At 36.9% G+C, this 17,464-nt stretch carries 19 protein-coding genes; 5 read left to right on the top strand and 14 right to left on the bottom strand.

What is annotated here, in order from left to right; translation table 11 throughout:
* The 11 genes from flhB to BMY21_RS13865 are packed head-to-tail and all read right to left on the bottom strand — an operon-like array spanning position 1 to position 8,266.
* The gene (gene flhB / locus BMY21_RS13915; RefSeq protein WP_074645220.1) at positions 1–1,068 is read right to left on the bottom strand and encodes a flagellar biosynthesis protein FlhB; all 1,068 of its coding nucleotides are present in this window, start codon (positions 1,066–1,068) and stop codon (positions 1–3) included.
* Positions 1,069–1,071: 3 nt separating this feature from the next.
* Positions 1,072–1,875 carry a flagellar biosynthetic protein FliR gene (fliR, locus tag BMY21_RS13910; protein WP_074645218.1) on the bottom strand — a complete coding sequence of 268 codons (804 nt, stop codon included), beginning with the start codon at positions 1,873–1,875 and terminating at the stop codon, positions 1,072–1,074.
* Positions 1,876–1,882: 7 nt separating this feature from the next.
* Complete coding sequence (gene fliQ, locus BMY21_RS13905) at positions 1,883–2,152, bottom strand: flagellar biosynthesis protein FliQ (protein WP_074645216.1); 270 nt, start codon at positions 2,150–2,152, stop codon at positions 1,883–1,885.
* A 25-nt stretch (positions 2,153–2,177) separates the two neighbouring features.
* Positions 2,178–3,011, bottom strand: a complete 834-nt coding sequence (gene fliP / locus BMY21_RS13900) for a flagellar type III secretion system pore protein FliP (RefSeq protein WP_074645214.1) — start codon at positions 3,009–3,011, stop codon at positions 2,178–2,180.
* Between the two features lies 1 nt (position 3,012).
* Positions 3,013–3,633 (bottom strand): FliO/MopB family protein, encoded by a 621-nt coding sequence (locus BMY21_RS13895; RefSeq protein ID WP_074645212.1) that lies wholly within the window; start codon positions 3,631–3,633, stop codon positions 3,013–3,015.
* Between the two features lie 37 nt (positions 3,634–3,670).
* A complete protein-coding gene (gene fliN / locus BMY21_RS13890; protein ID WP_074645211.1) occupies positions 3,671–4,891 on the bottom strand; it encodes a flagellar motor switch protein FliN in 1,221 nt (406 codons plus the stop codon).
* Positions 4,884–5,921: a flagellar motor switch protein FliM gene (gene fliM, locus BMY21_RS13885; protein ID WP_074645209.1), complete on the bottom strand. Its 1,038-nt coding sequence runs from the start codon at positions 5,919–5,921 to the stop codon at positions 4,884–4,886. Before fliM ends, fliN begins: the two co-directional genes overlap by 8 nt.
* A 16-nt stretch (positions 5,922–5,937) precedes the next feature.
* The gene (locus BMY21_RS13880; RefSeq protein WP_074645207.1) at positions 5,938–6,492 is read right to left on the bottom strand and encodes a flagellar basal body-associated FliL family protein; all 555 of its coding nucleotides are present in this window, start codon (positions 6,490–6,492) and stop codon (positions 5,938–5,940) included.
* Positions 6,493–6,531: 39 nt separating this feature from the next.
* Positions 6,532–7,260: a flagellar motor protein MotB gene (gene motB, locus BMY21_RS13875; RefSeq protein WP_074645205.1), complete on the bottom strand. Its 729-nt coding sequence runs from the start codon at positions 7,258–7,260 to the stop codon at positions 6,532–6,534.
* Positions 7,261–7,283: 23 nt separating this feature from the next.
* On the bottom strand, positions 7,284–8,066 hold the full coding sequence (locus BMY21_RS13870) for a motility protein A (RefSeq protein WP_074645203.1): 783 nt from the start codon (positions 8,064–8,066) through the stop codon (positions 7,284–7,286).
* Entirely contained in the window at positions 8,066–8,266 is a 201-nt protein-coding gene (locus tag BMY21_RS13865; protein WP_074645201.1) for a flagellar FlbD family protein, read from the bottom strand. Before BMY21_RS13865 ends, BMY21_RS13870 begins: the two co-directional genes overlap by 1 nt.
* Before the next feature lie 206 nt (positions 8,267–8,472).
* Between BMY21_RS13865 and BMY21_RS13860 the strand changes: the two genes are divergently transcribed.
* Both BMY21_RS13860 and BMY21_RS13855 read left to right on the top strand, forming a co-directional pair.
* Positions 8,473–9,192, top strand: coding sequence for a response regulator transcription factor (locus tag BMY21_RS13860; RefSeq protein ID WP_074645199.1), 720 nt, complete (start codon positions 8,473–8,475; stop codon positions 9,190–9,192).
* Between the two features lie 9 nt (positions 9,193–9,201).
* Positions 9,202–10,566, top strand: coding sequence for a sensor histidine kinase (locus BMY21_RS13855; RefSeq protein WP_083379881.1), 1,365 nt, complete (start codon positions 9,202–9,204; stop codon positions 10,564–10,566).
* Positions 10,567–10,578: 12 nt separating this feature from the next.
* Here the strand turns inward: BMY21_RS13855 and hemW are convergent, their stop codons facing one another.
* Positions 10,579–11,718, bottom strand: coding sequence for a radical SAM family heme chaperone HemW (gene hemW, locus BMY21_RS13850; protein WP_074645195.1), 1,140 nt, complete (start codon positions 11,716–11,718; stop codon positions 10,579–10,581).
* 9 nt (positions 11,719–11,727) lie between these two features.
* The gene (lepB, locus tag BMY21_RS13845; RefSeq protein WP_074645193.1) at positions 11,728–12,426 is read right to left on the bottom strand and encodes a signal peptidase I; all 699 of its coding nucleotides are present in this window, start codon (positions 12,424–12,426) and stop codon (positions 11,728–11,730) included.
* Between the two features lie 209 nt (positions 12,427–12,635).
* Between lepB and smpB the strand changes: the two genes are divergently transcribed.
* Positions 12,636–13,097 carry an SsrA-binding protein SmpB gene (gene smpB, locus BMY21_RS13840; RefSeq protein ID WP_074645191.1) on the top strand — a complete coding sequence of 154 codons (462 nt, stop codon included), beginning with the start codon at positions 12,636–12,638 and terminating at the stop codon, positions 13,095–13,097.
* A gap of 1 nt (position 13,098) precedes the next feature.
* Complete coding sequence (locus tag BMY21_RS13835; protein ID WP_074645189.1) at positions 13,099–13,977, top strand: TP0183 family DNA metabolism protein; 879 nt, start codon at positions 13,099–13,101, stop codon at positions 13,975–13,977.
* 18 nt (positions 13,978–13,995) lie between these two features.
* Here the strand turns inward: BMY21_RS13835 and BMY21_RS13830 are convergent, their stop codons facing one another.
* Complete coding sequence (locus tag BMY21_RS13830; RefSeq protein ID WP_074645187.1) at positions 13,996–14,493, bottom strand: septum formation initiator family protein; 498 nt, start codon at positions 14,491–14,493, stop codon at positions 13,996–13,998.
* Between the two features lie 150 nt (positions 14,494–14,643).
* On the opposite strand from BMY21_RS13830, the gene BMY21_RS13825 reads away from it, so the two are divergent.
* Positions 14,644–17,463, top strand: coding sequence for a midas domain-containing protein (locus BMY21_RS13825; RefSeq protein ID WP_074645184.1), 2,820 nt, complete (start codon positions 14,644–14,646; stop codon positions 17,461–17,463).
* The last annotated feature ends 1 nt before the right edge of the window (position 17,464 follow it).

The following is a 17,464-nucleotide window of genomic DNA, read 5'->3' as shown; positions in this document are numbered from 1 at the left end:
CTATTTATAATTCTTATACTTGTCTAAATGTGCATAAATTGTTGCAAGAATTTTAAAATATTCTTCAGGTATTATATCACCAACTTCCAGATTTGTATACAATTCTCGTGCCAAAGGACGATTTTCTACAACTGGAACCGAGTTCTGTTCTGCAATACGGCGGATTGTAAGCGCGTTTTCATCCTCACCTTTTGCATTAACCATTGGAGAATTTGCAACTGTCTGATCAAATTTTAAAGCAACTGCAAAGTGTGTCGGGTTTGCAATTACAACGTCTGATTCACTAACTGCTTTACGTATATTCTGCGAAAGTAATTGTCGCTGCATCTGCTGAAGTTTACTCTTAACTTCAGGATCTCCTTCCATTTCTTTATATTCTTCCTTTACTTCCTGCTTTGTCATTTTCATTTCTTCCATGAAATCATGACGCTGTACAAAGTAATCTGGAATTGAAAGAATCAAAAATAATACGGCAACGGTGATTAGAATCTGAGCAGCCATTCTTGCAACCTGACCAAGCGCACCAGCAACATCACCATTATCAATTATATCAATCAGAACGAACAGATCTTTTTTGATATATAAATATGCAACAAAGATGATTATACCAACTTTCAGAAATGACTTTGCAACATTAAAAAGTCCTTTCATTGAAAAGATTGTTTTCTTAAGATATTCACCAATCTTTGGTACAATTTTAGAAAACTTTGGCTCTATCGGTTTAAGTGAAAATATAAAACCTCTGGTTTGTACAATATTTGCCATTACTGCTGATACTGCACTTATAAGACCGACAGGAAGTACACACTTTATAAACACATTAAAAAACGCCGGTAAAAAAGTCGGATTTTTTACATCATATGTGGAGCATTGTGTAAAATAAAATTTGAATATTGTTACGATTTCATTAAAAAACCACTTTGAAAGAAAAATTATTGTAACGACACAAAGCAGTAAAACCAGTGCACCACTAATTTCCTGACTTTTTGCTACACGTCCTTCTTTGCGTGCTTTTTCAAGTTTGTATTCGGAAGGTTGTTCGGTACGGCCTTCATCATCTGCTGCCATAGACTACACACCTCCCGAAATTGTTGTAAACAGATTCTCTAAATCAGCAAAGCCTTTATTAAATGAACGTACAAAGAAATCTATTATACTAGGCATTGCAATAGCAATAATTGTAAATGCCACTAAAATCATAATAGGAAAACCTTCAGACAGAAGGTTCATCTGAGGTGCGGCCTTTGTAAGAAGACCTGTACAAACAGTAATTAAGAACAAAGTTCCCATAACAGGCAATGCAATTACAAGAGCATCAGAAAAAAGTCCTGTAAGTCCGGAAATCATAAAGCGGGCAAGTTTTTCATTTGCAGTTGCTATACTCAAAGCGCTCAATGAAGAGAAGCTTGAAACAAGTCCGCCTAAAAATAATTTCTGAAACCAATGGGTCTGCATAAATACAAGCATTGCAACGAGATTAAAAAACTGTCCCATCAAAGGGTTTTCAACCTGTGACAAGGCATCATATGAACTGGCTGCAGAAAGTCCCATCTGAAAAGCGAGAAACTGTCCTGCAGAACTGAAAGCAGCAAAAATTATGGAAATAAAAAATCCCATTATGATTCCAATGAGAGCTTCACCAATCAGTAAAAGAACATAAATCATTGAAAAAGCACCGTCATCTCCAATGTACGGCTGATAAAGAGAAGCATCTATTCCACCATAAATAAAAAATGCCATATAACCTGCAATTGCAACTTTAGCAACTCTTGAAGCAGAACGCATGGAGAACATAGGAAGTGTCAAAATTAAAGCAAAGCACCTTACAAAAACTATGAGATAGACTGGAGCTTTAAGTAAAATACTATCCAGCATAACTCACCTATTTTGCAAAATCCGGAATTCGACTGAACAACCTTATTGTATATTCACCAAGAGATGTAAACATTGTTCCACCCAATAATGCTATTACGAGAAGAATAACAATCAGCTTTGGAAGAAAAGTAAGTGTCTGTTCCTGAATGGAAGTTGTTGCCTGAAAGATAGCTACAATAAGTCCAACTAAAAGAGCGAGTCCTAAAACAGGTGCAACAAGAGAAATTACTTCAGTTACTGCACCACGCATAAGTGAAATGATAACACCAATTGACATTTTTCAGACCTCCCTTTTCTTTAGTTTAGTGTATTACAGAATTAAACAACTGCTGTGTCAAAAGTCCCCAGCCGTCTACAAGAACAAACAGAATCAGTTTGAACGGCATGGAAATCTGTACAGGCGGAAGCATCATCATACCCATTGCCATGAGGATACTCGCGACGACCATATCTATAATGATAAATGGTATATACAAAATTACACCAATCTTAAATGCAACTGTAAGCTCATGAAGAATATAAGCAGGCACCAGAATATGAGTAGGAACATCCGCAAGTGTATTTGGCTTTTCAAGTTTAGCCATATTCATAAACATTTTGATATAGCTTGTATCACCGGCCATCTGTTCATACATAAACATTCTGAGCGGCGCTTCTGCTTCGTGATATGCCTGCTCAATTGTGATTTCACTATTTGAAAGCGGCTTATAAGCATTATCATAAACTTTGGTAAATGTTGGCCACATCACAAAGATTGTCATGAAGAATGCAATACCGTTAAGTACAGATGTTGGCGGAACCTGCTGTAATGACAAAGCACGCTTTATAAAGTCCAGTACGATAGAAAAACGCAGGAAGCAGGTTACAAGTATTAAGATACTTGGTGCAAGAGTCAGAATTGTAAGAAGAAGAAGGAGTCTTACAGAAAAGGCAACTTCTTTTCCTGTCTGTGGTTCAGTAATCTGTACTGCAATATTTGGCACAACTGAATTCCGTACATTAGGATTCATCTGTGTTGTTCCCTGTGTAGAACCTTGAGGAAAATTATTGTTCTGAGCATAAAGCAAACTACCCTGTGTAAAAATAAACAGGGCAAAACTGAGGAAAATTATTTTAAGTGATTTTTTTGATTTCATTTTAACTTTCCTCATCTATTCCGGTTTTTCCGGTATTACTAAACAGATTATCTACCTGCTGTTCAGTATCTGTAAAAACATTTTTCTGTCCGCCTTTTTTAATCAGGAACATATCAAGAACATCAGAAAAACTTGCAGGCTTTTTAGTATTATTTTTCTTATCTGCTGTAAGATTCATTGCTTTAATCAATTCTTCATCATGAATCTCACCGAGCAATGTAATATTATCTTCTGTAACACCAATCAGATAAGCTTTATCAATAAGAGTGATTACTTCAACAGATTTTCCCGGGGCAATATTTATGTAAGCTGCCCGTCGCAGGTATTCATCATCAGTCTTAACAATATTAGTTTTCTTTTTGATAAACCAGAAAACTCCATAAATTAAACCGACAACAATAATAAGAACTACAATCATTCTTACAAACATACCGACTGTTGAAGGTCCTTTATATGTTTGTGCTGTTGTAGAATTTTCAGAAACAGCATCATCTGAAATTATGATTGTTTCTTCTGAGATTTGATTAGATGTCTGATTATTTGCAGTTGTTTGAGAATATAATGCAAAAACTGCGGCCATAAATACAATTACAGCCGCAAATAGTTTTTTTGTTTTTTCCAATTATTAAACCCACCCTTTTAAAAATTGGTAATATTGTTTAGTTCAATTCTGATACTCGTTCCATAGGAGAAAGGATTTCAGTTACACGAACACCGAAGTTTTCATCGATGACTACAACTTCTCCCTTTGCAATCTTCTTATGGTTTACAAGAATATCTACAGGCTCACCGGCAAGTTTATCAAGCTCGATAATTGTACCTTCACCCATTCCAAGAATATCTTTAATGGTTTTCTTTGTACGACCGAGCTCTACAGTCATTTCCATGAATACGTCCATGATAAGACTGATATTGCCCTGTTCACCAGCATTAAGACCTGTCTGGAGATTTGGATACTGTAACTGCTGAACGTTAGGAACATTCATTCCCATATTTACACCCATGTTCTGTGGCATTCCCATTCCCATACCACCCATGGCCATTCCATTACCCATACCCATATTTGGCATTCCGCCCATAGGCTGCTGCATTCCCATACCCATTCCCATATTAGGCATTGCACCGCCCATCTGCTGCATTCCGCCCATTGGAGCACCGCCCATAGCCTGACCGCCTGCTGCAGCATTCATTCCACCGAGATCAATTGGAGTAAGACTTGCAGAATCATCTGTTCCACCACCGAGAGCCTTTGTAAGACCTTCAGCAGCATCTCCACCAATACATTCCCAGAGGGTATATGCATTTCCATCATAAGTAAGCGGATAACTTGCAAGCACAAAGTCACCCTGTGGGAACATGATCATAGCCTTTGACTCATTAAGAGTTTCTGGAGTTCCATAACCAAGTCCAGAAGCATTTCCTTTGCTCTCTACTTCCTGGATTTCTGCACTGATATGAGTTGCAATAAATTCAGAAACAACAGAAAGAACCATATCATCAACTTCTGTTGCTTCTTCTGAACTTACAAGCTGGAAAATCTTAAGTGCAAATTCCGGAGCCATAAGATAAAGATGGCTTCCTTTTACACCTGCGTTATAGTCTGCATTGATTCCGATTACAACCTCTGGCAACTTTGACAACACGTGGTCACGGTTAGTCTGCTCAACTACAGGATTTTCTGTAGTAAAGGTTACGCTTGTTGTTTTATTGATATTTTCTTCCAGCTTAGGCTTAAGCGCATCAGCCATTGATTGAAGAGTCGGTATATCAAAATGATATGTAGGACCATTACCTACATGTCCAGATGAATTCAATCCGTCAATTGCAACACCTGAAAGCAAAGCATCAATTTCATCCTGTGAGATAGCACCATCACTCATAAGTATCTTCTCCTTCTACAGAAAGCTCTTCAAACTCGTCTGACTCAATGTTTTCAATCTTTCCTGTAATTTGAACTGCCATTTTTTTACCGACAACACCTGGCTGACAGTAAAACTTTTTCTTATTTCCTACGCTAAGAGTCAGAGGATCTCCAACTTTTACGCTTGAAAGACGTACAACATCACCAACACGCAGTGAAAGAACGTCTCTAATTGACAAATTAATTGTACCAATTTCTGCTACTACATCCATATCGACAGTAGTGAGCTGCTGCTTAATAGTTCCCAAGTACTGAGTTGTAGAACTTTTTCTTACAGAAGAGAACCAGAACTGAGAAGACAGCTTTGAAATAATTGGTTCAAGTACGAGGTAAGGAATACAAAAATTCATCATTCCTTCCTCGTCCCCTACCTTAGTTTCCAGAGTTACAAGCACAACCATTTCGGTTGGTGGTACAATCTGAGCAAACTGAGGGTTAGTTTCTATCTGAGCAAAACGAGGACGAAGGTCAATTACCTGGGTCCAGGCTTCACGGATATTTGCAAGAATGCGGACAATAACCGTTTCCATTACTTCCTGTTCGATATCTGTAAGGTCACGGTTTTTATTTCCTGTTGTTGCTCCACGACCACCAAAAAGGCGGTCGATCATACAGAAGGTAATTGCCGGGTCAATTTCCAAAACGGCATTACCCTTAAGTGGATCCATGTTGATTACAGCAAGAGTTGTAGGTGTTGGAATAGAACGAATAAATTCCTCGTATGTAAGCTGATCTACTGAAGCAACGTGTACATGAACAAGAGAACGAAGCTGAGCAGAAAGCGAAGTTGTTGTTAAACGAGCAAAGGTCTCATGCATGTTTGAGACCGTACGCAGCTGTTCCTTAGAGAATTTATCAGGACGCTTGAAGTCATATATCTTTATTTTGCGGGCACTATTGACCGGCTTAAAGTCATCTGCTTCGGTATCACCCGAGCTGATTGCTGTAAGAAGCTGGTCAATTTCGTCCTGTGACAGAACTTCGTTCATGAAACTCCACCTTTATTTAATTTTGCTCTATTACATCTTTCTGCTGGAAAACAACATCACGAATTCGTGAACTGCTAAGAATCTTATCATTGATTCCGTTTTTAATTTCGTTTTCCAATGCATCTTCATTATTTGTATTGCGAAGCTCTGCAGCAGTTTTACCACTGAAATAGCGGCGCAGGAAAGCCTTAAGCTCTACAGTACGCTGTGTAATTTCTGTAGAAGTAGCCTTATCATCCTTTTTATAGGCTAAAGCAACGTCTACACGTACAGTTGCAGGAGGATCATCACATGTTGTTGTCTGGATTATTCCTAAAGATGTATACCAGTCGTAAATTTCACGCTGGCCAGAAACATATTCTTCTGATGTCGGAATTGCAGTAACCTGTGTAGAGTTTTTACTTGTAATCTTTACAGTTACAACAACTACTACAACAATAACAATGATTGCAGCGAGTCCAATAATAATCCATTTAAGAAGGCCGGAAAGTAATCCGCCAATACCACGCTTTTTTTCAGGAGCTGAACCAGCCCCTCCCTCATCGAGGTTGATTTCATCATCGTCTGCCATTTCCCCTCCAGCAAATCAATAACATTAAATAATTTACCACTAAAAGTGTCCTTCGTCTAGGATAATAATATCCACGCGTCTGTTATACGCACGACCCTCTGCCGTATCGTTGGAAAACTTTGGTCTGGTGTCGGAATAACCGGCCACAGAAAAATCATTTTCCCTTACTCCATAATCGGCTAAATAATGCAGAACATTAATAGCTCTTGCAGCAGAAAGTTCCCAATTACTAGGAAATTTTGAATTTTCTGCTACCGGAGTATTATCTGTATGCCCTTCTATACGGAATCTTCTTCCTTTCAGTTCATCAGAACGGAAAAAATCCGCAAGACGAAGAAGGGTTTCGCGTGTATCATTTATATTCAAATCAGCACTTCCCTCTTCAAAAAAATTATCTGAAAGAAGTGTAATAATAAGTCCACGTTCATCACTTGTAATTGTAATCTTGTTAGATTTTACATCAGGAGCAAAAAGGCTTACTGCCTTCTTTTTTGCCATACCAAGTGATTTTCCTTTTTCAAGAGAAGGAAGTGAGTTAATATTGTTTCCGAGATCTGAAAGCTGTCCTGCAGACAAGGAAAGACCACCAGAGGTTGTTTCTGTTTCCTGCATCTGAAGAGACTGTGTAATTGTAGCCATCTGGGTAACATCTACTTCTGAAGGGTTATAAAGCATAACGAAGAAGCAGAGCATGAGGGTAATCATGTCACCATAAGTACCCAACCACGCGGTCGACGGTTTTTCAGGCTGTTTGGCTTTCTTTCCCATTTTTTCTATTTAATCCTTAAAAACTAGTCCTTCAAAACATCAGCTTCAATAGCTTTTCTTGTAACTGGATCAAGATAAGTAAGAAGCTTCTGTGCCATAATACGAGGGTTTTCACCGGCCTGAATGGCAAGTACACCTTCAATAATCATTTCTTTAGAACGCATTTCTAAAGCATTCTGATTTGCAAGCTTTGTTGAGAACGGAGTAATCAACCAGTTGGCCATCATAGATCCGTAAAGTGTTGTAATCAACGCAACGGCCATGTTAGGACCGAGGGAAGATTTATCTTCGAGGTTGTTCAACATACCAATAAGACCAAGTACGGTACCCATCATACCGAAACCCGGTGCGAATCCAGCCCAGGCATTGATAAGACCAATCCATTCCATATGGCGGTTTTCAACCTGAGTCATTTCATTTTCCATGATTGCACGAATAATGTTACCGTCTGTACCATCAACTACGAGACGAAGTCCCATTTTCATAAACGGATCTTCAAGATCATCAAGACCATCTTCAAGTGCAAGAATACCTTCACGGCGGGCTTTTTCAGAAAGCGCCTGCATATTTATTACAATATTCTTTTCACCAAAATCCGGAACCTTAAATGCCTTACCCATAATTTTGAACATACCAAGGGCTTTCTTTAAAGGAGCCGCAATAAACATGGCGAAGTAAGAACCACCGATTGTCATGAAAACAGACGGGATATCGATAATTCCGCCTAATGTACCACCAGATGTCAATACTGACATGACGATCATGGCAGCACCGCCGACAATACCCAGTAAAGATGCTATATCCATTACAAGACCTCTTGTCTCTCAACTCCGATATTTCTTCGGTAGTTAATGATTTTTTCTATAATTTCATCGGGGGAATTCTTGACAATGATTTTACGCCCTGACAACATAGTAAGTGTCAGGTCAGGAGTAGATTCCATACTTTCAATCATGTGCGGATTCACCCAATATTTTTTCCCATCTAACCGCATTACATCAATCATATGTTTATAATTATATACTTTAATTATAATCTTTTTTTTTCATATTTCAATTATTATTTTCATTATATGCAAAAAATATGGCTTTTTTTGATAGTTTTTTAGATATTTTTTCCACTTTTTTATAATTTTTCATTATATAAATAAGAATGTATGACAAAATACATCATACGCTATATTATTATATTTATACTAAGGAATTATTATATATGGCAACTACACCCTGTATATACATTATTGAAGATGAAGAATCTATTTCTAAACTCATTCAGCTCTATCTGACAAAAGAACAAATTGAATCAAAACCTTTTTTAAACGCTGAAGCAGCATTACAGGAACTCAAGGAGGGACATAAACCAAACCTCATCATTCTTGACCTAAACCTTCCTGGAATGAGCGGATTTGAATTTCTTGAAGAATTACAGAAACAATTCAGCAAAGACATGCCTTCTGTAATGATTCTTTCAGCGCGTGATACAGATGAAGACATCATAAAAGGCCTTGGCTATGGAGCAGATGACTTTGTTACAAAACCATTCTCTCCTGGTGTACTGATTGCACGTATAAAAGCAAACCTTCGCCGTCAGAGTTTCTTCCTTGAAAAAATGGAAGCAACAATAAACTTTGGTCCATACTCCCTTTTACTTGGAAGCTGCGTTCTTAAAAAGAACGGTCAGAAAATCTCTCTTTCGACAAAAGAATATGAAGTTCTTGAATTCCTTGTAAAGAATGCAGGCCAGGTAATTGCCCCTGAAAAAATCTACCAGAATGTCTGGAAAGTTGAATACGGTGATATTACAGCGGTCGCCGTTTACATTCAGCGTCTCCGCAAGAAAATCGAAGACAATCCTTTGGACTGTAAATACATTAAAACAGATTTTGGTAACGGATACATTTTTTCGGATGAATATATGACTAAAAACTGTTAGTAATACCTTATGAAGATACGAAAACAATTTTTGATTCTATCATTTTTAGTTGTTTCAGTTCCTATTCTTTGCTCTGTTTTTATTATTATTCATACTTACGTTCACTCTCCAAACAGATATCTTCTTGAAGGTACAGTTCCACCCCAAAAAGAAGACTTCCCTCTTCTGACTGATAAGGAATTAGCTAACCTTACAAATTCATTAAAAATGCTGCCTCAGGAAGTTGAAGCAGTTTTATGCCGTACAACTGACAGAAAAATTATTTATTCAACAATTCCAGATATTAAAGCAGGAACTTATATGTCCAGAGAGGAACTTCTTGAATATGCCTCTCAAACCTCAGATAAATACTTTTACCAGTTTACACGACTACCAACAATAGATTCACAAACCTTTTTAATTACAAGACTTTCACTTAAAAGAATTAACAATGAAAAGAAAACCCGTACTTATCTTAAAATCCTTTTTGCTATTATCATAATTACTTTTTCAAGTCTTATTACAATTCTTTTTATAACAAGGGCAATTTTTGAAGGACTTAATAAGATAGAACATTCCAGCACACAACTTGCCGAAGGAAAACTCGACAAACCTATTACTACAGAAAATAATTCCAGCAAGGAAAATGAATTTACATGCATTATGCATAGCCTTGAAAAAATGCGCTGCGAATTACTGGAAATGCAGACTAGCAAAAACCGCTTTATTACAGGTATCAGTCATGATCTTAGAACTCCTGTTGCCGTTATTAAAGGCTATTCTGAAGCAATTTTAGATGATGTAATTACAGAAGACGCAGAAATCAAAAGATCCATGGACCTTATTGAACACAAAGCCTCTCAGCTAGAAGGTATGATTGAAACCCTTATCAACTTCATGAAGCTTAATAATACAGAAATCAAAGAAAATCTTGTAACTAACTCAATTACAAAACTGATTATAGACTTTGCTAAATATGTTGAAATCACAGGTAAAGTTTTTAAACGTAATGTAAGTACAGATATTCAGTTACCAAAAGATATCCGAATACCTTTTAATAACCAGCTGGTGCACCGTTCTTTTGAAAACCTGTTCAGCAATGCTATCAGATATACAAAAGATAATGATTTAATTGAGATTATTGCCTATACAAATGAAACTGAAAAAGCAAAATCAATCATCTTACAGATAAAAGATTCTGGTGTAGGAATTGATAAAAAAGACGTTGATCATATTTTTGAAACCTTTTACCGGGGAACAAACTCCCGCAAGGAAGAAGGAATGGGCATAGGACTTTCTGTAGTAAAGAGCATTATGGATACCCATGGCTGGGAAATTTCTGTTACATCTCAGAAAAAGAAAGGAACATGTTTTACAATTGTTATCCCTTACTAAGAGTATACCTGATTAAAAAAGCTCTTCAAGAAAACGGTTCAGAAAAAGCATTCCTTCCCTGCTCATAGCATAACGGCCGTCTTGAGTAAGTGTGCAGAGACCTTTTTCTTTCCATGCATTAAAAAGTGAAAGAAATTTCTCAGGTAAATCACAGGCAAAAATCTCTTTATACTCTTTTTCTGATATACCAATTGTTTTTCTGAGCCCCATCATAAAAAACTCAAATTGAGAAGTCTCAAGTTCAATATTTTCAGAACTCTGTGGAGGCTGTCCATTCTGTACCTTTATATATTCATCTATATCAGAATTATTAGTCCATCTGAAGCCTGAGCCATCCGGCTTATAGACTGTACCACAGGCACCACTTCCACAACCGATATAATTTCCATGATTCCAGTAAACAAGATTATGACGACATTCTTTTCCAGGGAGGCAGAAATTTGAAACCTCGTACCATTTATAGCCTTGTGCTTCGAGGAAATCCCTGCCAGCTAGCCATAACTTATCCGCATAATCAAAATCATAATCCAGGTTACCAGCAGCAAATTGTTTTCCAAACGGCGTATTTTCTTCGATGGTAAGGGAATACAAAGATATATGATCTGGTTTATACAAACAAAGCTCCTTCAGCCCTGTAATAAGGCTCTCTTCAGACTCTCCGGGAAGCCCCGAAATCAGATCATATGAAACTTCACCCTTCCATTTCTGACTTATAATTTCCATTGCGTTTTTATTTGTCTGAACATCAGCACGCCGGCAGGCTTTTTTGAGCACAGCATCATTCATGCTCTGTATTCCGCAGGAAATACGTGTAACTCCACAGTCAAAAAGAGCTCGCAGAAGAGTTTCAGTTACATCATCCGGATTAACTTCAATAGTAATTTCAACATCAAAAGCAAGTTTTACTGAAGATTTTATTTTTGAAAAGATTTTTTTAAGCTGATTTTCAGTCAGAAGGCTCGGAGTTCCGCCGCCTATATAAATTGTTTTAAGTTTTTTGATATTATATTCTGAAATACGGAAGTCGATTTCATTACACAATGCATCTATATAAGAATCAGGAACTGCTTCATATGGCTTACTGAAAAAATCACAATAGGCGCATTTTGAAATACAAAACGGAATATGTATATAAAGGGAACTTTCCATCATCAAAAGCTATCAGAATAAACGGAAACTCTTAAACGGAAAATAACACATAAATACTTTTGCACTTACATCTTCTTTATTTACAGCTCCCCAGAGACGTGAATCGTCAGAAGATTTCCTGTTATCTGCAAGTACAAAGTATTCGTTATATCCCAGTGTAAATTCATCAAAAGAGCCTTTTATACCAATTTCTGTATCCCAGTCTGAAGGTGGAACAAAGAAAGTAACATTATAGGGTTTGTCTACAATTTCAAATTCTGTAAGAAAATGCTTTTGTCCAGCCGGTTTGATATAGAGAACATAATCTCTCATATAAATAGTATCACCAGGCATTCCAACAACACGGCGCAAATGTGCTTTAGATGCAGGCAGTTCAGTTTTTTCGATTATTGAAATCTTCTGTGCTGTGAAAAATCGTACAAAAATATCTGCCTGACGTTTAAAAAAGTTAACATCTACAGAATTACGTGGCTTTAAGAGTACGATATCCCCACGTTCATAGGTATTCAGCAATGGAGAAACCATTACAACAGAGTTCTCAGGAACATCTGGTATCATAGAACATGAATTCTGATTTACAGGATAAACAAGATATGTAATTGCAAGATTTACAAATATATAGAGACAGATAAAGAAAAGAATTACTGAAATTGCACGTTTCTGACGTTCTTTTTTAAGCTGATATGAAAAAACTTCTATATTGCGGTTCATGTTGTTCCTTATTTATAAAAAAATATCATAAAGTATAGTTTATTACAACACAGTTTTTTTTGAGTAACTGAATACCCTTCACTATGTTTTTAATTTAAGGTGCGCAATTATAAACGCATCATAATATAGAACAAGCAGAATTTTATTCAGTTACGCTTAGAATTCTGGTAACTTGAAAGGCATAAGACTATACTTTATAATATATCATTATGTCCAACAGAAAGATTATTGCAGAAAACAGAAAAGCACGATTTGACTACTTCATTGAAGATACTTACGAATGCGGAATTGTACTGGAAGGTACAGAGGTCAAATCTGTAAAGAATGGAAATATCTCATTTCCTGACGCCTTTGCGGAAATTACAAATGGCGAGGTATGGGTAAAAAACTTCCATATTTCTGAATATTCTTTCTCTTCTATATTTAATCACGATCCGGACAGGCCTAAAAAGCTTCTGCTCCATGCAGAGGAAATCAAAAGGCTTACCCGACGTGTTGAAGAAAAGGGCTGTACACTTATCCCTTTGGATTTTTATCTTAAAGATGGCCGTGTAAAAGTTACACTGGGAGTCTGTAAAGGTAAAAAGCAGTATGATAAGCGTGCAGCAATTAAAGACCGCGATGTTCAGAGAGACATCCAGCGGGAATTTGCAGGAAAGCTAAGGGGTTGATTTGAAGAACACAAGAATTGTTTCAAAAAAATCAATTTTATCAGCAATTCTTCTCATTTTCACAGCAGTTCTTTCTGCTCAAAGTTATAATATTGACTATTATGGCATCGTCTCTACAGAAATAGATGCAAATATGTCAAAAATGACAAGTGACCTCTATTTTACCCAGCTTTCTGAAATAAATAATTTTTCCGTTTCAGATAAAAGAACTACTCCAAACCTTTCAGAACGTCCTGACGCATCCGAATTTGCAGAAGGCAAACTTTCATTTTTCACCTTAATCACAAAAGATACTAATGCAGATAAATGGATTACTACTTACTATGTAGTAGACAAAACTAAAAACGAAGAACATTCAAAACGCAAAATATATGATTCCTTCTATAAATTATTGATGGAACCAAAAGATGTATTAAAAGATACAATCAAGCAGTTAATTGAAAACGACAACGCTGCAACCGGTATAAGTACATCAATTCAAGAATCAAGCACTCCGAAATCAGCTAAAATCGCTTCTACAGAAGAACTTTCCGGTACCTGGAGCGGGGAAGACAGCATCAATAAAATTGTAATAATGCGTGGTGGCCGTGGCTTTGTAATTTTTAATAACGGCGCTTCAATGAATATTACTGTTGAACTTTCGGGTTCAGAATCAAACAGAACAGTAACCGTTATTCAAAAAGGTAATTCAAACGCCTCATTCTATCCGGATTTAAAACGAACCGCAGCTCTTTCAGCGGCTGTTTCTGCAGCTCCGATAAAATGGACACTCACTTTGACAGATACTAATACTCTTAAGGGAATAAAAAACACACTTCTTCCGGATGGAGACGATTACAAAGAAGGTACAATTCCTGTTGTTTGGACTAAGCTTAATTAGTTGTTTGAGATAATTTAATTAGATTTGAGGAATATCATAAACAGGAATACCGGTAACTATCGGTTTCTTATTTTTTCCTAATACAATATTTCCACAGCTTACATCGTATAAAAAGAAAACCAATGCAAAAAGCAGCGCAAAAGCAAGACCAGCAATTTTACAGATTCTTTCAGAAATAAAATCCGGTTCTTCATGGCGCAAAACAGTACCTGTATCGTACAAAGTTGTCTGAGCCGGTCTAAGACCTGTAATTTTTACTAATTTCTCCCCTTCACTCACGTAATCAAGCTTATGAGCATAAGACGCAATTACAGCACGGTCATTCTGAAGGGCCGCAAGCTCAAGAGAAAGCTCACTATTAATATTCTGAATATCAGAAGTCTGGCGGCTTATAAGCCGCTTCTGCTCCTCCATCTTATTATAACAATGAAGACTATTCTGTCCAAAAGTCATGGATAGAAGAACATAAACGAAGGTACCGAAAAATATAGCTGCCAAATACTTTGCACGATTCATAGATAATTTAATAATCGGCAAAAATTTTCATTTTCTGAAATGAAAATATGTGTTATAATAAAAAAAAGAATATAGTAAATATAACTGTTTTTTTCGACTCATCCTGCCGATAAATAAAAAGTATATTACTATCCGTTTGAGAGGAGCTATATGAGTAAATCTGATGACAATACAAATGAACTTGAGAGCTACGGTGTTTGGGTAAAGAATTCAACAGGTGGCAGCGAAAATACCGAGACCCCAGCAGACACATCGGACGAACTGAATCTTGATGATGTTGGCTTGGATTTACCAGATTTTGATGACTCCGACTTTTCCGACATGTTTAAGGATGAACCGGAAGGAGTTGATTCTAATCCTCTTGATGATTTTGGAAGTGAAGACGATACAACACTCAGCACAGATGAGCTTGCTAATATAACAGATGGTTTTGAAGTTGAACAGGTTGATGCTCCAGCCGAAACTGATGACCTTGATTTAGGCGATTTTGACATTCCAGAAACAACTGAAGAAGTTTCAGAAGAAGTAACAGATGCTGCAGAAGATGCTGGTGAAGAAGTTAGTTTTGATACAGAATTCACAGATTCAACTGATGATTTAACTTTTGACACAGAAATTACTGAAACTGAAGAAACAGCAGAGACTTCAGATGATGATTTGAACTTTGATCTAGGAGAATCAGAGGTTACAACAGAAGATGTAAGTTTTGACATTGATGATTCTCTTGCCGTTGATGAAAGTGAAGCCGTTCCAGAAGAAGTAAACTTTGAAACTGATGATACAACTTCAGAAACTGAAGAAGAAGTTTCTTTTGGTGATGACGAAGAAATCTCACTTGATGACTTTATGGACGGTGGCTTCTCCGATGAATCAGTAGCAGCAGGAAATAACGGTTATGAACCAGGTGCAGAACCTGCAGCCGTTTCTTCTAACACTGAAGAATTGTCTCTCGATGACTTTATGGACGGAGATTCATTTGAATCAGCTCCAGCAGAAGTAAAAGAAGCTGAACCAATCGTTGACGAAGCTCCACTTGATATGGATATCAGTTTTGATGATTCTGCAGATACTGTAGAAACAGAAGACAATGTATCTCTTGATATTATTGATGATGATATTGACGATGAAACAGATGATTCTGAAGAAGTAGAAACAGAAGAAGTTTCACTTGATGATTTTGGTTCAAGTTTTACAGCAGAAGAAACCACTACCCCATCAGTAAGTTCTTCTTCAGAAAATATCAGTACAGAAGATATTGATCTTTCAGACTTTGGAATTGATGCAGATGCAGAAGAAACTCCAATTGTTCAGGACGTAGAAGAATCAAAGAATAAAGATAAGATTGTAGATTATGATCTTTCTGTTGGTGATGAAAATACAGCAACAGCTCCAGTTGTAAATGAAATTAAATCTGATACAACTGAGGAAGCTGAAGAAATCGCAGAACCAGTTGAAGAAAAGCCAGCTGAAAATGCAAATACAACTTCAGTTGATAATTCACTCTTACAGCAGATTGTTTCAGAGCTTTCAAGTCTTAAAGACGAAATGAATAAGCTCAAATCAAATCTTGCAGAAATCAAAACTCAGGAAAATACAGTTAATCCAGCCGCAGTTGTTGCTGCCGGAGCCGCAGGTATTGCAGCCGGTGCTGCTGTCGCTGCCCTTTCAAATGATGATGTAAATCCAGAAACTGCAGAAGAAGATAAAGGTGGATTCTTCAGCGAAGACGATGGTGATGACACAATTGCCCTTTCATTCGATGAACTTGATAACATCATGAATACAGCAGAGTTTGGAGATACTGTTGAAGCTGTAACTGAATCAGAAGAAGAAGCTCCTGCTGAAGAAACAGTTGTTGAAGAACCTGCAATCGAGGAACCAGTAGTAGACGATACAATTTCTGAAGAACCGGTAATCGAAGAAACTTCAGTTGATATTGATACAGATTCTGTAGAAGCTGCAGAAACAGAAGAAAGCTTTGATATTGAAGAAGTTCCAGTTGAAGCTGATGATACAGTTATTGAAGAATCAATTATTTCTTCTGAAGTAGAACCAACTGAAATTACAGATTCTGTAGATTCAGAAATTGAAAATGCTATTTCAGATGAAACAGATACATCACTTGATGACATCACATTTGATGATAATCAGACAGATGACTTTGACTTCTCAGATGAAAAACTTGAAGAACCAAAGATTGATGAGTTTATTCCAGACGGAAATGATGAACTTTATGAAAATGAAGAACTTCCAGATGAGATTTCAATTCCTAAGGAAGACGACCTTCTTGTTGAATCAACTTCATCAGACTTTATGGATTCAGTAAAAGAAACTACAGAAGAAGATGAAACTGCAACAGAATTTATTGCAGAAGAATCAATTGAAGAAGATACATTAGACCTTCCTTCAGAGCTCCCTTCTGAACTTCCAGATACAATCGAAGAGCCGGTTGAAGAAGAAACAGTTTCTGAAGAAATTACAGAAGAACCTGTTATTGAAGAAGAATCAGTAATTGATGATGAACCGGTTATTGAGGAAGAAGCAGCTGTTGAGGAAACAATTGCCGAAGAACCTGTAATTGACGAACCAGTCATCGAAGAAACAGTAGAAACACCTATTGAAGAAGCAGTTGATGAAACAGAAGTTATTGATGATGATATTCCAACAGTAGACAAGCTTTTGAGTGATGAACCTGTAGAAGAAGAAGTTAGTTCAGTTCCTTCATTTGCAGAAGTTGATAATCTTGATAACAATCTTTCTGAAAGCAACCTTGCTTACCTTGATAAGCAGAACGCTGACGGAGTTTCAGATTCAATTGCAAATACAGACCTTAAACAGGATATCAAGTCAGTTCTTCTTTACATGGATCAGCTGCTTGAAAACCTTCCTGAAGAAAAGATTGTTGAATTTGCTAAGTCAGATGAATTTGTAACTTATAAGAAACTGTTCAATGAATTAGGACTTTCTTGAT

The organism is Treponema bryantii (assembly GCF_900111035.1).
Lineage (GTDB): Bacteria > Spirochaetota > Spirochaetia > Treponematales > Treponemataceae > Treponema_D > Treponema_D bryantii_C.
The sequence above is the reverse complement of the archived record's forward strand: the minus strand, read 5'-3'. Positions and strand labels throughout refer to the sequence as shown.